Origin of the sequence: Metabacillus herbersteinensis (assembly GCF_042433335.1) — a bacterium.
Taxonomy (GTDB): domain Bacteria; phylum Bacillota; class Bacilli; order Bacillales; family Bacillaceae; genus Metabacillus; species Metabacillus herbersteinensis.
On sequence record NZ_JBHLVO010000008.1, the window covers coordinates 25,034 to 42,394 of the forward strand.

The 17,361-nt window shown below is 36.4% G+C and carries 20 protein-coding genes; 8 read left to right on the forward strand and 12 right to left on the reverse strand.

Going from position 1 to position 17,361, the window contains the following annotated elements:
• Nucleotides 1-343: 343 nt before the first annotated feature.
• Nucleotides 344-763 (forward strand): HIT family protein, encoded by a 420-nt coding sequence (locus ACFFIX_RS11450; protein ID WP_378933982.1) that lies wholly within the window; start codon nucleotides 344-346, stop codon nucleotides 761-763.
• A 223-nt stretch (nucleotides 764-986) separates the two neighbouring features.
• On the opposite strand, the gene ACFFIX_RS11455 is transcribed toward ACFFIX_RS11450, so the two are convergent.
• The gene (locus ACFFIX_RS11455; RefSeq protein ID WP_378933984.1) at nucleotides 987-1,412 is read right to left on the reverse strand and encodes a hypothetical protein; all 426 of its coding nucleotides are present in this window, start codon (nucleotides 1,410-1,412) and stop codon (nucleotides 987-989) included.
• Nucleotides 1,413-1,518: 106 nt separating this feature from the next.
• On the opposite strand from ACFFIX_RS11455, the gene serC reads away from it, so the two are divergent.
• Nucleotides 1,519-2,601 carry a 3-phosphoserine/phosphohydroxythreonine transaminase gene (serC, locus tag ACFFIX_RS11460; protein WP_378933986.1) on the forward strand — a complete coding sequence of 361 codons (1,083 nt, stop codon included), beginning with the start codon at nucleotides 1,519-1,521 and terminating at the stop codon, nucleotides 2,599-2,601.
• Between the two features lie 126 nt (nucleotides 2,602-2,727).
• A complete protein-coding gene (locus tag ACFFIX_RS11465; protein ID WP_378933988.1) occupies nucleotides 2,728-3,255 on the forward strand; it encodes a tryptophan transporter in 528 nt (175 codons plus the stop codon).
• A gap of 45 nt (nucleotides 3,256-3,300) precedes the next feature.
• On the opposite strand, the gene yhzF is transcribed toward ACFFIX_RS11465, so the two are convergent.
• Nucleotides 3,301-3,483, reverse strand: a complete 183-nt coding sequence (gene yhzF / locus ACFFIX_RS11470; RefSeq protein ID WP_512700168.1) for a membrane protein YhzF — start codon at nucleotides 3,481-3,483, stop codon at nucleotides 3,301-3,303.
• A 142-nt stretch (nucleotides 3,484-3,625) separates the two neighbouring features.
• Here yhzF and ACFFIX_RS11475 point away from each other — a divergent pair, with 142 nt between their 5' ends.
• A complete protein-coding gene (locus ACFFIX_RS11475) occupies nucleotides 3,626-3,985 on the forward strand; it encodes a YtxH domain-containing protein (RefSeq protein WP_378933992.1) in 360 nt (119 codons plus the stop codon).
• Nucleotides 3,986-4,182: 197 nt separating this feature from the next.
• On the forward strand, nucleotides 4,183-4,773 hold the full coding sequence (locus tag ACFFIX_RS11480; protein WP_378933994.1) for an HTH-type transcriptional regulator Hpr: 591 nt from the start codon (nucleotides 4,183-4,185) through the stop codon (nucleotides 4,771-4,773).
• 17 nt (nucleotides 4,774-4,790) lie between these two features.
• Here the strand turns inward: ACFFIX_RS11480 and ACFFIX_RS11485 are convergent, their stop codons facing one another.
• Nucleotides 4,791-5,120, reverse strand: coding sequence for a DUF1878 family protein (locus tag ACFFIX_RS11485; protein WP_378933996.1), 330 nt, complete (start codon nucleotides 5,118-5,120; stop codon nucleotides 4,791-4,793).
• 221 nt (nucleotides 5,121-5,341) lie between these two features.
• Here ACFFIX_RS11485 and ACFFIX_RS11490 point away from each other — a divergent pair, with 221 nt between their 5' ends.
• Both ACFFIX_RS11490 and ACFFIX_RS11495 read left to right on the forward strand, forming a co-directional pair.
• Complete coding sequence (locus tag ACFFIX_RS11490) at nucleotides 5,342-5,887, forward strand: DUF3267 domain-containing protein (protein ID WP_378933998.1); 546 nt, start codon at nucleotides 5,342-5,344, stop codon at nucleotides 5,885-5,887.
• A gap of 86 nt (nucleotides 5,888-5,973) precedes the next feature.
• On the forward strand, nucleotides 5,974-6,153 hold the full coding sequence (locus ACFFIX_RS11495; protein ID WP_378934000.1) for a hypothetical protein: 180 nt from the start codon (nucleotides 5,974-5,976) through the stop codon (nucleotides 6,151-6,153).
• A gap of 234 nt (nucleotides 6,154-6,387) precedes the next feature.
• Here ACFFIX_RS11495 and ACFFIX_RS11500 read toward each other — a convergent pair whose 3' ends face one another.
• Both ACFFIX_RS11500 and ACFFIX_RS11505 read right to left on the reverse strand, forming a co-directional pair.
• Nucleotides 6,388-6,471 carry a YjcZ family sporulation protein gene (locus ACFFIX_RS11500; RefSeq protein WP_035406457.1) on the reverse strand — a complete coding sequence of 28 codons (84 nt, stop codon included), beginning with the start codon at nucleotides 6,469-6,471 and terminating at the stop codon, nucleotides 6,388-6,390.
• Between the two features lie 110 nt (nucleotides 6,472-6,581).
• Nucleotides 6,582-6,668: a YjcZ family sporulation protein gene (locus ACFFIX_RS11505; protein WP_378934266.1), complete on the reverse strand. Its 87-nt coding sequence runs from the start codon at nucleotides 6,666-6,668 to the stop codon at nucleotides 6,582-6,584.
• Nucleotides 6,669-7,036: 368 nt separating this feature from the next.
• On the opposite strand from ACFFIX_RS11505, the gene ACFFIX_RS11510 reads away from it, so the two are divergent.
• Nucleotides 7,037-7,897: a peptidylprolyl isomerase gene (locus tag ACFFIX_RS11510; RefSeq protein ID WP_378934002.1), complete on the forward strand. Its 861-nt coding sequence runs from the start codon at nucleotides 7,037-7,039 to the stop codon at nucleotides 7,895-7,897.
• Between the two features lie 114 nt (nucleotides 7,898-8,011).
• On the opposite strand, the gene ACFFIX_RS11515 is transcribed toward ACFFIX_RS11510, so the two are convergent.
• The 7 genes from ACFFIX_RS11515 to ACFFIX_RS11545 all read right to left on the reverse strand — a co-directional run bounded on the left by ACFFIX_RS11515 (nucleotide 8,012) and on the right by ACFFIX_RS11545 (nucleotide 17,276).
• Nucleotides 8,012-8,260: a sporulation YhaL family protein gene (locus ACFFIX_RS11515; RefSeq protein ID WP_378934004.1), complete on the reverse strand. Its 249-nt coding sequence runs from the start codon at nucleotides 8,258-8,260 to the stop codon at nucleotides 8,012-8,014.
• Nucleotides 8,261-8,356: 96 nt separating this feature from the next.
• A complete protein-coding gene (gene yhaM / locus ACFFIX_RS11520; protein WP_378934005.1) occupies nucleotides 8,357-9,301 on the reverse strand; it encodes a 3'-5' exoribonuclease YhaM in 945 nt (314 codons plus the stop codon).
• Between the two features lie 82 nt (nucleotides 9,302-9,383).
• On the reverse strand, nucleotides 9,384-10,595 hold the full coding sequence (locus ACFFIX_RS11525) for an MFS transporter (protein ID WP_378934007.1): 1,212 nt from the start codon (nucleotides 10,593-10,595) through the stop codon (nucleotides 9,384-9,386).
• Nucleotides 10,596-10,678: 83 nt separating this feature from the next.
• Nucleotides 10,679-13,678, reverse strand: coding sequence for an ATP-binding protein (locus tag ACFFIX_RS11530; protein WP_378934009.1), 3,000 nt, complete (start codon nucleotides 13,676-13,678; stop codon nucleotides 10,679-10,681).
• Nucleotides 13,679-13,690: 12 nt separating this feature from the next.
• Nucleotides 13,691-14,929: a metallophosphoesterase family protein gene (locus ACFFIX_RS11535; RefSeq protein WP_378934011.1), complete on the reverse strand. Its 1,239-nt coding sequence runs from the start codon at nucleotides 14,927-14,929 to the stop codon at nucleotides 13,691-13,693.
• Between the two features lie 201 nt (nucleotides 14,930-15,130).
• Nucleotides 15,131-16,384 (reverse strand): ABC transporter permease, encoded by a 1,254-nt coding sequence (locus ACFFIX_RS11540; RefSeq protein WP_378934013.1) that lies wholly within the window; start codon nucleotides 16,382-16,384, stop codon nucleotides 15,131-15,133.
• A complete protein-coding gene (locus tag ACFFIX_RS11545; RefSeq protein ID WP_378934015.1) occupies nucleotides 16,377-17,276 on the reverse strand; it encodes an ABC transporter ATP-binding protein in 900 nt (299 codons plus the stop codon). Before ACFFIX_RS11545 ends, ACFFIX_RS11540 begins: the two co-directional genes overlap by 8 nt.
• Nucleotides 17,277-17,361: the final 85 nt, after the last annotated feature.

Genomic DNA, 17,361 nt, shown 5'->3' on the forward strand with positions numbered 1-17,361 from the left:
GGTAGGTTTAATCATTTTGTAGATGAGGTGTTCGTCAAAGACAATTCTTTTCGTTGTTAAGCCTATATTGGTTTTTAGCTAATATTTCTTAACTAGGGGATGGTCGTTTTGAACAATGGTGATGCACATTTACGCTAACATTCATCTCTCACACGCTTGAGATGAATGTAAAAGACGTTTCCAATATATGAAGGCAGTATTCCCTTCCTCAGGAACAGGGTGATCATTCGATCTACCCTGTTTTTTATTATGTTCAACTATGGTAAAATACGGATATTACATAATGTTATTACTACAGATATGCTCGTTCTATTTATAAAGTTATGCAGAAAGGATGACAATCATGAGTGACTGTATTTTTTGTAAAATTGTTAATGGAGAAATTCCAAGTGCTAAGGTATTTGAAAATGAACATGTATTAGCGTTTTTAGATATCAGCCAAGTAACAAGAGGGCACACTCTTGTAATCCCTAAAGTCCATCAAGAAAACATCTTTGAATTAACACCGGAAGTTGCGGAAAAACTCTTTGAAGTAGTGCCTAAGATAGCCAACGGAATCAAAAAGAAGTTAAGTCCAGTTGGGATGAATATCTTAAATAATAACGGTGAAAGTGCTGGACAAGCTGTTTTTCATTATCACCTTCATCTTCTTCCACGCTACGGAAAAGGAGACGGTTTTGGAGCAGTGTGGAAGTCACATGCAGAAGAGTATACACCTGAGAACCTCCAGGAAATTGCGAAAGATATTAGGGAAGAAATTTAAAAGAAATTGAGGGAGGTGGAAATTCCACTCCCTCTTTTCTTTACAAACTTACCATTAAATAAAGAACAAAAGCGCGGGGCGCCTTGGTCAGCCCCAACAGGCATAAGGCGATTCTAAATAGAAGGCTAATGTTTAACAAATGCTACTAGCCAAGGGATACTGGAAAAAAGGAGTTAACTTAAGGGTCATCTCCTCTTACATAACCCTTTTTTCCAAATTTACTCTATTTCTTATATCTTATATAATCAAAGTTCTCCGTTGCAACGCTTTCTAACACCTCGCCATTTTCATTCTTGTAGACTTCATATTCCTGAAAAGTCTCAACGATATACCCATCTACCTCTGTCCGATCTACTAGCCTCGACTCCAATATCGGAATATGTGAAGAAATTACTTTTTCTTCCTCAGTTTCATCACTAACAGGCGTATCTGTCTCAGAAGCAACAACAGGAAAGCTTGCAGATATGTCTTCTTTTTCCAGCATTTGAGGTGATTCAAGAAATGCCAATATTCCAATAAAAATAACTAAAAATACTGCAATACCAACGTTTCCAATCTTTGAGTTATTTTCCATACCCAGCACCGTCCCCCATCCTATTATATTAATTATTTTATGCATGTCCCTTAAAAAATTATGCCGTTTTTTCATTTCTAATTGACTTGCATTATTTTCACTAATATTCAGTCTATATTTCCTCTTCTATTCATGTTAGGATAATTTTATCTATTTAAAGCGTCAAACTAGGAGGAATACGATGAATCGAACTTTCAATTTTAATGCTGGGCCTGCTGCTATCCCTTTATCCGTTCTTGAACGTGCTCAAAAAGAGTTAGTAAATTTCCAGAATACTGGTATGTCCATTATGGAATTAAGTCACCGAAGTAAAGAATATGAACGAGTTCATAATCATGCAAAAAGCCTGCTTACTGAATTGCTCGCTATTCCAGATACTCATGAGATTTTATTTTTGCAAGGTGGGGCAAGTCTTCAATTTACGATGATCCCGATGAATTTTCTTGTTAACCAAAAAACGGCTCACTTTGTGCTGTCAGGTTCTTGGTCAGAAAAGGCTTTAGCTGAGGCAAAGCTATTTGGTAAAACCAACGTTTTAGCATCAAGTAAAAGTAACAATTATTCCCATATTCCGCAGATTGCCTCGTTTGAGGATGGGCAAGATGACGGAGCGTATATGCATATTACGTCGAACAATACAATTTATGGAACACAATGGCATGAATATCCGGATAGTTCTATTCCATTAATCGCTGATATGTCTAGTGATATATTAAGTAAGCCGCTCAACATAGAGAAGTTCTCATTAATCTATGCAGGTGCTCAGAAGAATCTTGGTCCTTCAGGTGTGACAGTCGTCATAGTAAAAAAAGAACTCCTTGCAACAACAAGCTCAAACATTCCTACACTGTTAAACTATGAAACACATATTAAAAACAATTCTCTTTACCATACACCACCAACCTTTTCGATATACATGCTTTCTCTTGTTTTAGAATGGGCAGTGGAACAAGGTGGACTAAACATTATTCAGCAAAACAATGAAGAAAAAGCAAACCTTATTTACTCAGCAATCGACGAGAGCGACGGATTTTATACACCACATGCGGAGAAAAACAGTCGTTCTCTTATGAACATCACTTACACACTGCCAGATGAAGAATTAACGAAGAAATTTTTGCAACAGTCTGCGGAACAGCATTTCGTGGGTCTTGCAGGTCATCGCTCAATTGGTGGATGTCGTGCTTCTACTTATAATGCCGTGCCTTTAGAAGCGTGTGAGGCACTTGCCAAATTTATGACAGCTTTTAGGAAGCAGAATTAACTGAAAACTTATCCTTTAAATTTGGTTTAAAACTTGTTATAATGAATCTTAAGTTCTTCCGCAATCGGAACCTAGCTCACGATTGGGGAGAATAAAATGAAGAGATTAGTAGAGGAGAGATGAGAAATGAATACGAGAATTTTAGTTACACTATCTTTATTTGTCGCAATGGGGGTTGCATTACATGCTGCTATCCCAGGATTTTTTAACGGAATGAAACCGGATATGATGCTGTTAATGATGTTCCTTGGTATCATCCTTTTTCCAAGCATTAAATATGTATCACTACTGGGTGTATTAACTGGAGTACTTTCCGCGTTAACTACACAATTTCCTGCAGGACAGCTTCCAAACATTATCGACAAAATTTTAACTGCGTTTATTTTTTACCTATTGTTTTTAGCAGTAAAAAAATTCGCACAGAATACAGTGTCAGCAGCAGTTCTCACCGCTGTGGGTACCGTTATCTCAGGTGTTATTTTCCTTACCGCTGCTTTATTAATTGTTGGACTTCCTGGTGGAGCTGGATTCACTGCCCTGTTCTTAGCAGTCGTAATACCTGCAACAGTACTGAATACGGTTGCGATGGTCATCCTTTATCCAATTGTTCAGTCAATACTAAAACGCTCCAACATTGTGAGTGTGCAATCATAATCTAAAACACAAATGACCCGATCCTATTCGATCGGGTTTTTTTTGTCACTGAAAAAAATAAAGCAAACTTCCTAATAATAGCGAAATGGCTCCCCCTGTGCCTAGCACAGTTGCCTTTTGTTTTAATACCTTTTTAGGCGGATAGGCTGCCGATTGCCCAATAAGCTTTAAATAATGAAACGTTCCAATGAATAACAATAAACTAATAACAAAAAATAGAAATATCACCCCTGACAAGCTCCTCCCCCCTTTGTTCAAATGTATGCGATTTTTTGATATGCTATGTATAGTGTTTAATTAGGAGCCAAAAGGGAATACGAATTAAAAGGAATTTTAAGTAATTAAACTATTCTATTATGGAGTGATGATCATGTCGAATAATAAATCTCTTATGTACGGGTTGCTTGTTGGTGGTTTAGTTGGGAGCATGGCAACTTTGCTTAGTGCACCATCTTCTGGTAGGGATCTACGCGGACAAATTCGTTTTAATCGCCAAAGGTTAGAAGAAACAGTTAATCAGTTAAAAAGCGAAGGCGTTTCTTTAAAAGATCAAGTTGTACAGACTGCTAAAGAAAGCGCTGGGGTTATTAAAGAAGTTTCTGCTGACTTACAAAACTCAATTAAACAATGGCAAATGGAAATTGAACCGCATAAAAATGATTTACAAAAAGAGATTGAAGAAATTGAGTTAAAGATTAAACAGCTTGAGCAAGCGTTAGAAGAAAAATAGAATATTTAAATAGCAAAAACAAATTCATAAAAAGTGCGATGAATCTTTAACCTCATCGCACTTTTTTCTATTTTAAATGGTAGAAAACAAGGCTTCAAGTAAATTATTTTAAAATTTCGTAAATTTATATCTTTATTAATCTTTACTTTATTGGCATAATAGAAATAATAGTATTTGAGAGAAGTAGGTGACTGTGGATGAAACATAATGAAAACGATTATACGATAAAAGAAGCTCTACTTTTTAGTCAACGAGTGGCCCAGCTTAGTAAAGCGCTTTGGAAGTCAATTGAGAAAGATTGGCAGCAGTGGATAAAGCCTTACGACTTGAATATCAATGAACACCATATTTTATGGATTGCTTATCATTTAAAGGGTGCCTCTATTTCTGAGATCGCTAAGTTTGGTGTAATGCATGTATCAACGGCTTTTAACTTTTCCAAAAAATTAGAAGAGCGCGGCTATTTAGAGTTTTCTAAGAAGCTTAATGACAAGCGCAACACTTACATTAAGCTTACTGACAAAGGCGAAGAAATTCTGCTAAAATTGTTAGAAGACTTTGACCCAACTCGTAATTCTGTACTAAAAGGGGCGCTTCCTCTACAAAACCTTTACGGAAAATTCCCGGAAATTATTGAGATGATGTCGATTATTCGAAATATTTACGGTGATGACTTTATGGAGATTTTTGAAAGGTCATTCAACAATATTGAAGAAGAGTTTCAAGAAGAAGATGGAAGCTTAAGAAAAAAAGAGCTTACACAAGAAGAAGGTACTCCTGCAAAGTAATCTTAGCTTTTAGTACCTTATAGATATTTTAAAAAGGCCTGCATTAATGGCTTATATAAATTTTGATTATGTAGAGCTTTAATGGTTTGAGATACATTTACTTTAGAATTTAACTGTCCTGCAAAAAGCGTGAGGAGGTCTGTAAAGATGACAAGCCCTTGCGCTTTTTGTTCTTCATGCTGCTCACTAAGAGCTCTACATAACTGATGAATTTCCTTAACTTCCTCTTTTGATAATTGACTTTTGATGACTAGTAACGTGAACGAGTGTTGAGTCGAATCAATTATTTCAACCAATAAGGATTGATAATATTCCAGCCTTTGCAATCTCTCTTCGATCGTATTCATGCGCCGCTCCTCCTATCTTTATTCTTTTTTAGCCATTGAAAACTATTTTATATGATTTAGTCTGTTTCTGAAAGTAAACTGACTAAAAACCTTGTAAATGAAATTTTTTTTTGATGTAGCATTATTATTTCCTTTTTACATATTGATTTTTGGTTCTGATCGTCGTAAAGTATGGGAGTGTTTAAAACATAGAAGTATCCTGAGATTTGGGTGGTGAACTGATGAACTGTTGGAAAACCATAAATCTTTCAAAAGATTTTGGCCTTCATCGAATCTACATTTTTTCCATGCTAACAATGATTATTACATTTATCATCATTTATTTGCCTATTCATTTTGTATACCCACAAGTTGAATTTAAAGAAGGCCAATTTTTCTTTTTTATACTTGTCTTAGTCACACTTATTCCAATTCATAAATTATTTCACGTTCTTCCTCTTATACTAAGTGGAAACCGCGTGAACTTCCGAGTGAAATATCTAACCTTTATTCCATCCCTACAAATTAAGGCTTGTTATAGTATCAAGAAATCGTCGATGCTTTGTTCATTGCTCTTCCCTTTACTATTCATAACTCCACTATTAGTAATAGCTGGAACGTCATTTTTACCCTATATCCATTATTTTTGTATATTGATAGCCTATCACATTGGAATGTGTGTACCTGATCTTATTTTTGCAAAACTGATCCTCCAAGCTCCAAAAACCTCCTATATTGAAGAATTTGAAGATGGATTTGAGATACTTGTCCACAAAAGCATCCCGTGAGGATGCTTTTTCCAATGTTCTTCGCTATCTTTTTCATAAAAAATTTGGTAATGTAATATGTATGAGTGAGGGAAGGGGGATCTCAGATGATCACGTTTTTTATTTTGTTTGCCGTCTTTATCTTGTTTTACATAAACAAGCTTACAAACACATTATGTTTAGTTCGTGAGATTCCTGAAGAACGACAGACAAAGGTGTTTCGCACCATTAATGTTTTAATTACTATCTTATTAATTTCGTCATACATAGAAATCTTATTTACTTAATCCCATCGATCTATAGCTTAACAGATTCATAGCTGACAGTTAAACTGTCAGCTATGTTTTTTTAAACATTTAGAATTGATATAAACTTAAAGAATAAGCGTGCGTTTCTGAATCCAGCTCCAGCGCCTAGCCCCTCGAGGTCATAAGTCACTTATAAATTGAAGGCAAAGAACGCCTTCTATTTATAAGCGCCTTATGCTTGTCGGGTCTACCAAGTCGCTTTCGCTTTTTATTTTATAACCACGCAGCGCCAACAATGATTAACAAGATGAACAAGACAACGATTAACGCAAATCCTCCACCGTATGAACCGCCCATGATGACACCTCCTTTAGCCAGAAGATACTTTATACTATGCATGATTGACCTAAAGCGAATAGGCTCCTATCACGCAAGATGTGTACTTTACAAAGTTTTTCAGCTACTTCTTAAGAAATATAAGAAGCTCCAATAATGATTAGCAATATGAACAAAACAACTAGTAATGCAAAACTGTTCGAGTATCCTCCACCCATAATCATTAACCTCCCTTATGTGTTTCCCTTTATTCTATTTAGACTGATACTGTTTTGGTTGGACGTTCGCCCAGTTTATTAAAAATAATCGATGTTTTCATCTAAAAGAAATGAACTTAAATTGTGATGCTTTCACGATTCTTTTAACTCGTTCAATTTACTTTACTAATTCTTAACTCTCCTTACTTTCTACGCACCCCATTTAACAATTTCCCATAATTCATGCGGCTTTCGGCTGTTGAAAAAGTTTTTAGTTCATGGCACAATGTGGTATAGTACTTGTTATGAAAAGATGTCTAAATTGATATCTACATTGCAAATATTTTTAGTATCGATAACGAAAAAAATAGTAGGAGTTGTATTTAGAAATGAAAAAATTCGCAATTGCAGTCGCAGCAGCGACAAGTATTTTAGCGCTTGGCGCATGTACAAATGATGGCGGTGACTCTGAAATAGTAGCTGAAACAAAAGCAGGGGATATTACAAAGGATGAATTTTACGAAGCGATGAAGATTCGATTTGGACAAGACGTTTTAACTGAACTAGTTCATGATAAAGTGCTTAGCCAAGAATATAAAGTTTCAGATGAAGAGTTAGAAAAAGAAGTTGAGAACTTAAGAAGTCAATACGGTGAACAACTAGATGCAATGATTGAACAACAAGGTGAAGAAGTTGTGAACTCTATGGTTAAAGTTGATCTTCTTAGAAAGAAAGCAGCTGAAAAAGAAGTCAAAGTAACCGATGCGGAAGTTAAAGAATATTACGACACGCTCGAAGGTCAAATTCGTGCTAGCCATATCCTGGTTCAAGATGAAGCAACAGCAAAAGAAGTACAGGACAAGCTTAAAGCTGGAGAAAAGTTTGAAGCACTTGCAGCAGAGTACTCTCAAGATGGTTCTGCACAAAACGGCGGTGACTTAGGCTGGTTTGGTGAAGGACGAATGGTCAAAGAATTTGAAGAAACTGCATTCAAACTAAAAGAAGGTGAAGTAAGCGAACCTGTAAAATCTGAGTTTGGCTTCCATATCATCAAAGTAACCGAAACTGTAAAACCTTATGAAGAGATGAAAGAAAAACTAACAGAAGAAGTTCGTCTGCAAAAAACTCAACAACCTGATGCCATCCAAAAAGCATTAGACAAAGCAATTAAAGATGCAGATGTTAAAGTAAATGATGAAAAGTTAAAAGACTTATTTAAACAAGAAGAAGCAGAAGTAGAAGCAAAGTAATAACAAAAGCACTGGAGCTAGGTGTAGAAACGCTATCTACAGTTCAAAAATTTAGTAATTTCCCATATAAAAAAAGCGGTGGTCACTCATTTTTTATGAGTAACCACCGTTTTTTTATACAGCTGTCTTATCTTTTTGCGTGTCATCTTCATCTAGATTTTCATCAACACTAATCACTTTTAATTGTTTTTCTTTGTCTCGTTTTTCACGCTCTTTTTCAATGCGTTCAATGAAGATTCTTCCTTCATTTTCGATGAATTCCTCGTCTACTACACGATCCTGTCTTGCTGTCTGAAATGCCATATACCCACTATAAATAATACCAATAATACATAAATAGACCCACCAAGGTAGCAAGATCAACTTCGTTTCCCCCTTATAGTCGCTCCTCAGGCTGCAAAGCAGCTGACAAGCCTGTTTAAAGCAACTATATGCAAGGAGCTTGTCATCTATTCCAATTTACTTCAGAAAAAGAGGTTTATAGAAATTACGATTTTCAAGAGCAAAGATTCGCTCTGAAAATTCCCCAGGTTTTACGCGTTCTAGAGCACGATCGAGCATATTCATTTTTGCATCTAAATTATCAATATAATGGAGAATTTCAGCTTCTTTAATCATTGGGGGTTTTGGACTCCCCCACTCAGCTTTCCCATGGTGACTTAAAACAAGATGCTGAAGGATGACAACTTCTTCACCCTCAATATGTAAATGTTCTGCTGCTTTAGCAATTTCATTTACCATAATCGAGATATGTCCAATCAAGTTCCCTTCGACTGTATAGGTCGTACTGATTGGTCCTGATAATTCAATAACTTTCCCAAGATCATGTAAAATGACACCTGAATAAAGAAGATCTGTGTCCAAGCTAGGATAGAGACTTGCAATTGCTTTAGCTAAATCAAGCATGGATACGACATGGTAAGCTAATCCAGATACAAATTCATGATGATTTCTTGTAGCTGCTGGATATTCCATAAACTCAGCACCATGTTTCTTTAGAAGATGACGAGTAATTCGCTGGATATTGGGATTTTTCATTTCAAAAATATACTGAGTAATTTTATCGTTCATCTCTTCTTTGTCTAATGGAGCTGTTTCTAGAAAGTCCGAGATATTAACTTCTTCTTCCTTATTTGCAGGACGAATGTTACGAATCTTAAGCTGATTTCTCCCTCGGTAATGATGGATATCACCAAAGATTTTTACGATGTTTTGCGCACCATAAATCGTTTCATCACCTTGGTTCACATCCCACAGCTTTGCTTCAATTTCACCTGATTGATCTTGTAAAAATAACGTTAAAAATGCCTTACCGTTACTAGCAATTCCTTTAGTCGAGGACTTAACTAGTAAGTGAATATCGACTTGTTCCCCAACTTCATAATGAAGTATTCCTTTCGCCATAACCGTTGCCCTCCCGCTTTTTTAGTATCTAGTATAGCATAATCACCTAAATATTAGGATTGAAGTAGAAATTCCACTACAATTATACAGCTTCTTGCGTTTTACGTTTAGTAATCCACACTCTCGTTGAAAGCAACCCAACGAACATGACGAGTGCTCCGAACAAATAAGGTAAATGAATATTAAACTCAAAAAAGTATCCAGCCAAAATTGGTCCAGCTACGTTGCCAAGACTTAAAAACGAATTATTCATCCCCATCACCATTCCTTGCTGGCTACCTGCTAGCTTGGATATAAAGGTGTTAAGCGATGGTCTTAATAAGGAATTCCCCAAAAAGAAAATCGCTGTTGTTAGAAGAACCGTTGCAAACGAGTTAGCCAAAAGCATAATTAGAAATCCAGTTGCACTTAAGAAAAACGCTCCAGTTACAACTTTCTCATCTCCAAATCTCTTGACAAGCCTTCCAACTAATAACCCTTGAGCAAGAGTACCAATTAGACCAGTTAATAAAATGATAAGTCCCACTTGCTGCGGACTGTATCCAAACTTTTCGAGTGAATAGTAACTGAAAATCGCCTGAAAATTTGCTAGTCCAAAGCTCATTAAAAATACCAAGATGAGTAAAAAACCAACTGGACTAGCTAAGGCCTTTTTCATTAATACAAATTGATTTTCACGCTTCTCATTTCTGTTAAGCGTTTCCTGCTTCGCTTCTTCTGTTAATGATTCAGGTAGAACAAAAATGGAAACAAGAGCAGCAATTAACGCGGCACCACCAGCAAAGATAAATGGATAGGATAAATCATATTCAGCTAGCCACCCACCAATTCCTGGGCCTACTACAATTCCAAGCCCCATGGCAGCTCCTAGAATTCCCATTCCTTGTCCACGGTTCTCTGGTGTCGTTACATCCGAAACATACGCCATTGCAGTTGGCATAATCGCTGCACCAAAAACACCTGCAAGAATTCTAGATAAAAAGAGCATCCACAAATCGGTAGCAAAACCAAATACAAACTCAGCCGCAGCGAAGCCAAACAGACCTAAAGTAATGAGTGGTTTACGACCAACTCGATCAGACATCCTGCCCCAAATTGGCGCAAATATAAATTGCATAAACGCAAAAATAGCAACTAAGAATCCAAGCACTGAAGCGTCGGCTCCAAAACGTTCAATGTAAAAAGGTAAAATGGGTATAACTAAACCAATTCCTACCATGACAATAAACAAATTAAAGCTTAATAAAAATAACGGTGTTCCGACTTCCTTTTTCCTTTTCCGTTCCCTTTTCATCCACTAGCTTCCTTTCAAGCCTGCCCTTTATAACTTTGTCTATTCTACCGCACCCTCCTTTAAAAATCCAATTAGATAACCAACTAAGTAGTCTGTTCATCTACGTCTTTATTTTCTAAAAAAATCACCGATTCTGCAGAAAAACTAGAGAGATAATGCTTGTGACATGTAAAGAAGATAATCTGTTGATCCGCTGACATCTCGCGAAGGAGTGACAGTATTTTTATTGTTCTCGTTTGGTCAAAATTGACGAAGCTATCATCAATGATAATTGGTAGCTTGTTTTCTGATTGTGTAATCGCGTGAGATAACGCAAACCGAATGGCAACGTATAGTTGTTCTGCTGTTGCTTGACTTAATTCTTCTGCAAAAAAGCGCAGTCCATCTTTTCGTTCAACGATAAAGGTTTGACCGTGTTCTGGTAAATAGAGGCTTAAATACTGTCCGGAAGTAAGCCGTTCAAAATATTGCTCCGCTTTTCTTAAAAGTTGTGGTAGCCGAACCTCTCGATGAAACTCAATTGTTTTTAAAAGAAGATCTTTTGCAATTGCTAGCACAGCCCATTTCTTTGCTACTTCTTTTACTTCTGAACGATTCTGTTCATATGAATGACGCAGTTGTGAGTACGTTCCTGATTGTGCTAGTTCGGATAGCTGAACAGATACCGTGGAAGATTGCTTTTGCAAATCCTTTTCTTCTATTCTTAATCCTTCAAGTTCTTTTTCTAACTCTTTTCGTTCTGTTTCCAGAAACATGTCATCATTGAGGAATTTTTCATCAATCTTAAAGCCAGATTCTACTTTCAACTTTTTTTCAATCCAATTTAGTTGTTTCTTTATTTCTTCGCTCTCCTGATAAGCTTTTGCTCTATATAGGAATTCTTCTTCATTGTTGGTTCTTGCTTTTTGAAACAACCACACTCTCTCTTTTTGAAAAAAGCTAATCTTATCTTCTAAGAGCACAATTTCCTCATTCAGCTCGCTTAAGCGCTCTTCATACTGTATTTTTCTCGCTTGTTTCTCTTGCTCCTTCTCAAGGGTTTTAGTTGCAGTTAAGACAACTTCTTCAACAGTTACTTCTCTCAAATTGAACAGGACTGCAAGGGTAGATGTTTTATCCTCAAGAATCCTTAAGTCAGTTGTTATCTGTTCGATCTCTTGATGTAATTGTTGTTTAATAAGTAGTAGATTTTGTAATTGAAGTAATAAGTCCAGTCCTTCTAAAATTGCTTCAGGTGATAAGCCCCTTTGAAAATTTAATTTCTCTGCAACTTTTTCAATCTTACCCACGACATTAAAATTCTGCTGCTCCCACTCTTCAAAAAGCTTCAATACTCGATCATAGGCTCTTCCATTCTGGCTGATTTGCATGGTTTCAAGTTCATAGCTTTGCTTTAGTTGATCGTCTTTCCAGCGTCTTGCCTTTAATTCGGATTGATGAGAAACAGACATCGATTCCCCTCTTGCTTGGCTCATTTTAGCTTGTAAAGATATTTTCCGTTTTTGTAGATGTTCAATAAGTGGCTCATCTTGTTTAAGAGCAACTTTAACTTGAAAAAGCACAAACCCTAGTGTTATTAAAAGGATTCCTGATAGCGGCCATAGCTGTTCAACTAGTGACCACCCCATCCCAGTCACAAAAATTAGCGCAATCAAGCTTAGCATCATAAGACGAGATTTCCGATGTTGGAAATTAACAGCTTTTCTATGCTCAATTTCATTTGATAGCTGCTGTTCTTCTTCTTGAAGTTGATCAAGATTAATTGAAGTACCTGCATTTTGTTCTTCTTTTTCTAATTGAAGACGCTCCACTTCTGTAAGTAATTTCCCCTTAAGCTCGTTCGCCTTCCATTCACTTTCTTCAAGTGCTTCCTTTGTGCGCAAAAATTGATCGTCCAATAGTTGTCTTTTTTGCTTCAGCTGTTGATAGTGAGAAACTTGTGTTCTTAACTCTTCCTTTAAAGGAAGAGTTGCATGAATATGTGTAATTTCAGATTCAGTTAGATGCGGTAGTAAACGTTGTTTGCAAAGATTTATTTCTTGTTGAATTGATGCTATTTTTTGTGCTCGGTCATTTCTCTTTTCCTTTCTTTCACGATACATTTGAAGATTTTCTTTCAAGAAAAGAATTTCTTCACTAGAGTTGATGACTTCCTCTCTAACTTTTAGTTCAAGATCCTTTTCCTCAAGCTGTTGCCTCTTTACTTGATAAGAATGCAGTTGGGCATTTAGTGGCTGAAGAGAGGTTGATAGTTGTTCTAACTTACTTAACCCGTTCTCTGGAAAATCGGATGAATCAGAAAGAGTGTTTAATTGTTGAATACCCCACTCTTTTTCACGAAGTAACGGAAGAATAATTTCTAATTTTTCAGATTGCTTTATTTTTTTTACTAGGGTGTTTTTCTTTGATTCTATTTCTTCAATCTTTTGTTCAATGGTGTCTTTTGAGTGCAAAAGTTGTTGGTACGAGCTAATCTTCTGCTTTGCCTCTATCACCTGTTCATTTTTTTCTTTTAGCTGAGTTAGTGCCTCATTTAATATTGGTTTTTTTCCGTTTGGTTTAAAAAGCAAATCTTGCTCTTTCGTAAGCTTATTTTCCATTTGATAAAGAGCATCCGAGCCATACATACTCGAAAAAAACATGAACTTTCCGATCTGATCTCCACTCAATTTCTTTATGTCTTGGAGACCATGGATATTAAATGAAAAAATTGATTGGTAGGTGTTTTTATCCAGTCCTTCTAAGAGCTTGTTTAAAAAAAGTTCATCGCGTGCTGTTCCATCCTCCATAAAAACGGTAACATCTCCGACAGCTTTTCCTGGCAGTCTTTCAATCTTTAATCTTCCATGCTCTTTTGTATGAACTACTATATTGCCTCCATATTTTGTTCCTGCTTTAGGTTCGTAGCGATTAACCCCTTGTTGTTTCGTCGGAAAACCGAAAAAAATACTATGAATAAAGGACATGATTGTTGATTTTCCTGCTTCATTTTCTCCATATATAACTTGAAACGAACCTGCAAAAGAAATCGTTTTGTTTTCAAATTTCCCATAGCCATAGATGGTCAGCTCCTGAATTCTCACCCAAGCTTCACCTCACTTTTCTTGATGATAAAGAAGCCCATAAAAGAGCAGTAACTCCGCGTCTTTCAACATATCTTTTTTTTCTTCTTCCGTAAAAGCCTGAATATATCTCCGATAAAGTGAGTGTTGTGTTAATGGTTCAAGCGCACGGCTATAATCGTGAAACTCTTCTACTGTATTTTTTAAATCCTTGAAAAAAGATGTACTCAATTCCTGCTCTGTTAGCTCTCGATTTGAGTAATTTTTCAATGACGCTGTCCAGACAAAGTTCTCATTTAGGTCCTCTGATTCGTTTAATCGTTCAATTAGATCTAAGACCGCTTGTTCATTTTGAATGTGTTCTGCCACAGGGCCAACACCTTTTACGATAATGGTGAGCAAGGTCCCTTGCTTTTCTTTACGAAGATGCGCTAATTTTAACTCACATTCTTTGATAAACTGAGAGAAGTCTTTCATTTCATCTATTTTAATTTCGACTTCTTCCCAAATCACGTCCGAAGCAGAGATAAATTCAAGTGAGGTTTTGTTCTCATTTATACGTGTAATGTAAAAACCCTTTTCACCATTTTCTTTTCTATGTCTTCCTTGAAGATTGCCAGGGTATACGATCATAGGCTCTTGTTCTTGAAGGTTCTGACGCTTATGAATATGCCCTAACGCCCAGTAATCGAAATCCTTCTCTACTAACTCAGTGAGTTTAAACGGACAGTATGTATCGTGTTCATGATTTCCTTCTATAGAACCATGCAATAGCCCTATGTGATATACTTTCTCTTCTGTTTGTTGTTTCTTGAAATTACTGATTATTCTCTCATGAACAGCTCGAGTCGGATAACTATACCCGTATAGACTTGCGGTATGTACTTCATCTTTAAAGAACAGTTTTGTTTCGACTTCTTCACTAGAAAAAATATGAACATTACTTGACCAATCGAGGTCAATCCATTTTCCACTCATATGATCATGATTTCCATGGATAATATAAACAGGGATTCCAACAGCATGCAAACGTTGAAACTCATTTTTTAGCTTTAATTGGGCCTTAAGACTTCTTTCCTCTCCGTCATACAAGTCACCAACAAGTAAAACAAAATCAACTTTTTCTTCAATTGCACAATCAATTAATTTTTTAAAAGCAACAAACGTACTTTCACGAATTCGATCAAAAAGAGGTCCGGGTAAATGCTTCAATCCAACAAATGGACTATCTATATGCAAGTCAGCAGCATGAATGAATTTTAATGGTTTCATAGGTTCCTTCCTTGTTAAATAAGCTACTTTTATTTTATCACGGCTGAAATACGAATGCACGTTCTGAGTGAAATTGAGAGTTGGCTGATGCATCCTCAAATTCAAAGTTCTGCATCCCCTTCCGACTTGTCCATTTCATCAACACAAAGAGAGTCGGCAAGTTGCACGACTCTCTTTGTGTTCTATTGTTTAATTAGAACCTTAATCTTTCTTTGTTAGCTGCAGTGCTTTTTTCAAGTCCTTAAATGAAGATGTTTTTCCATACATAAGGACACCACCTTTATATACCCGGGCTCCGAAGATTGCGAGTGCGACTATTGTGGCGAGAAGCAATAGGATCGATAAGCCGATTTCCCAAAATGGCACGTTTAGCATTCCTACTCTTAGAAACATAATCATTGGTGTGAAAAATGGAAAGTATGACGTAACTGTGATGAAAGGTGCCTCAGGGTTTCCTAGGCCAAACATGGCAATTAAAAAGGCTGCAACAATCATGAGCGTCATTGGTGAAATTAATTGTTGAACGTCTTCTATTCGACTAACGAGTGATCCTAAAAAGGCCGCTAACGTTGCAAATAAGAAATAACCTAAAATGAAAAACACTCCTGCATAGACAAATGTCGCAGTAGGTACTTCTGAGAAACCGAAAAAGCTGCCACCCATCGCTTCCATTCGATTCATATTAGCCTGCATCGATCCATACCCTAGCCCTAAGATGAGTCCTAGTTGAGTTAAACTTAATAATCCAATTCCTAGTAATTTAGCAAACATTTGTTTAACAGGTGAAACACTTGAAATCAAAATCTCCATGACTCTTGATGACTTTTCAGTCGCTACTTCCATTGCAATCATACTTGCATATAAAATGACTGAAAAATAGATGACAAACAGTAAAACATAAACCAATCCTCTTGCCTGGTTTAATTCTTCTTCTGTTTTTGCATCTTCTTCTAAGGCAATCTTATTAAGTTCAACTGGAGCAAAAAGCTGTGTTAATGCTTGTTGATCTATTCCCAATTGAGTGGTCCCCACCGCAATTTTTGTTTGTTGCAGAGCTTGCTCTAGCTGTAATGATGTTTCATTGTTTGTCAATGCCATCGATTTATATGTACCAATAGGTAGCTGATTTTCATCCAGTGATAGAATCATATAACCGTCAATCTTTTCTTCTACCACTTGTTGATCAAGCCCCCCCTCCGATAACTCGGATCCCTCAATCTTAATTTTCGTATCGATCGCTTTAATATTTTCGGCGAATGCAGGGTAGAGTGAGTCCGTTTCATCAATTACGACTACTCTCTTCACTTCATCCTCTTTATTGAAAAAATCAATAATTGTATTCATATTTGTTATACCGAAGATAAAAAGCAGAGTAATTGCTGTCGTAATAATAAACGATTTGGTTTTTATTTTATTCAAGTATGTGTGTCCGATAATGATCCAAAATTTATTCATAGGATTCACCCACTTTTTCTATAAAAATATCATGTAGAGACGGCTCTTCAAGTTCAAACTTACGAACAAATCCTTTTTGATGAAGCTCCTGAAAAATAACTTGAGACACTTCCTCATTTTCAACTTGAAGCTCAATTCCTTCCATCGTTCGTTTTGACTTTGTAATACCGTTAATGTTTTCCAGGTATTGAAGATCAAAGTCTCCTTGAATACTAACATTTTTCTTACCAAAGGAGCGCTTGATGTCACGTAGTGAACCATGTACAACGGGTTTTCCATGATGGATGATACACAAATGATTACAAAGTTCTTCAACATGTTCCATTCGGTGACTTGAAAATATAATTGACGTGCCATTGTCTTTTAGATCAATCACTGCTTTTTTTACTAATTCAACATTAATAGGATCTAGCCCACTAAATGGTTCATCTAGGATAAGCAGTCGTGGCTGGTGAATCACAGACGCAATGAACTGTATTTTTTGTTGATTCCCTTTGGATAGTTCCTCAACCTTTTTATTAGCGTATTCAGGAATTTTGAAGCGCTCTAACCAGTTAGTCATTTCCGCAATAACGTTTTGTTTCTTCATACCCTTTAGTCGACCTAAGTATATAAGCTGTTCCTGCACTTTTAGCTTCGGATAAAGCCCACGTTCTTCAGGAAGATAGCCAATTTCATCACTCAGATCGTAAGTAATCGGCTTCTCCTTCCATGTAATACTCCCTTTTGTAGGATTTAAAAGGCCAAGCGCCATTCGAAATGTCGTTGTTTTCCCTGCCCCATTAGCCCCTAAAAATCCAAAGATTTCTTGTTCTGGTATCTTTAAAGATAGATCATCCACAGCTGTAAAACTACCAAACTTCTTCGTCACCTTATTAATATGTAATGCCATTTCAGTCGTCCTCCTTTATTCACACTAATTATACGACTCACAAACAGAATTGTTTCATCTTTTTGCAGGAAAATTGACTGTGTAT

Bases quoted from the DNA above. Each gene is read 5' to 3' on its own strand.
- ACFFIX_RS11450 (WP_378933982.1), top strand. From the start codon at position 344: ATGAGTGACTGTATTTTTTGTAAAATTGTTAATGGAGAAATTCCAAGT.
- ACFFIX_RS11455 (WP_378933984.1), bottom strand. From the start codon at position 1,412: ATGAAAAAACGGCATAATTTTTTAAGGGACATGCATAAAATAATTAAT.
- serC (WP_378933986.1), top strand. From the start codon at position 1,519: ATGAATCGAACTTTCAATTTTAATGCTGGGCCTGCTGCTATCCCTTTA.
- ACFFIX_RS11465 (WP_378933988.1), top strand. From the start codon at position 2,728: ATGAATACGAGAATTTTAGTTACACTATCTTTATTTGTCGCAATGGGG.
- ACFFIX_RS11475 (WP_378933992.1), top strand. From the start codon at position 3,626: ATGTCGAATAATAAATCTCTTATGTACGGGTTGCTTGTTGGTGGTTTA.
- ACFFIX_RS11480 (WP_378933994.1), top strand. From the start codon at position 4,183: ATGAAACATAATGAAAACGATTATACGATAAAAGAAGCTCTACTTTTT.
- ACFFIX_RS11485 (WP_378933996.1), bottom strand. From the start codon at position 5,120: ATGAATACGATCGAAGAGAGATTGCAAAGGCTGGAATATTATCAATCC.
- ACFFIX_RS11490 (WP_378933998.1), top strand. From the start codon at position 5,342: ATGAACTGTTGGAAAACCATAAATCTTTCAAAAGATTTTGGCCTTCAT.
- ACFFIX_RS11495 (WP_378934000.1), top strand. From the start codon at position 5,974: ATGATCACGTTTTTTATTTTGTTTGCCGTCTTTATCTTGTTTTACATA.
- ACFFIX_RS11500 (WP_035406457.1), bottom strand. From the start codon at position 6,471: ATGGGCGGTTCATACGGTGGAGGATTTGCGTTAATCGTTGTCTTGTTC.
- ACFFIX_RS11505 (WP_378934266.1), bottom strand. From the start codon at position 6,668: ATGGGTGGAGGATACTCGAACAGTTTTGCATTACTAGTTGTTTTGTTC.
- ACFFIX_RS11510 (WP_378934002.1), top strand. From the start codon at position 7,037: ATGAAAAAATTCGCAATTGCAGTCGCAGCAGCGACAAGTATTTTAGCG.
- yhaM (WP_378934005.1), bottom strand. From the start codon at position 9,301: ATGGCGAAAGGAATACTTCATTATGAAGTTGGGGAACAAGTCGATATT.
- ACFFIX_RS11525 (WP_378934007.1), bottom strand. From the start codon at position 10,595: ATGAAAAGGGAACGGAAAAGGAAAAAGGAAGTCGGAACACCGTTATTT.
- ACFFIX_RS11535 (WP_378934011.1), bottom strand. From the start codon at position 14,929: ATGAAACCATTAAAATTCATTCATGCTGCTGACTTGCATATAGATAGT.
- ACFFIX_RS11540 (WP_378934013.1), bottom strand. From the start codon at position 16,384: ATGAATAAATTTTGGATCATTATCGGACACACATACTTGAATAAAATA.
- ACFFIX_RS11545 (WP_378934015.1), bottom strand. From the start codon at position 17,276: ATGGCATTACATATTAATAAGGTGACGAAGAAGTTTGGTAGTTTTACA.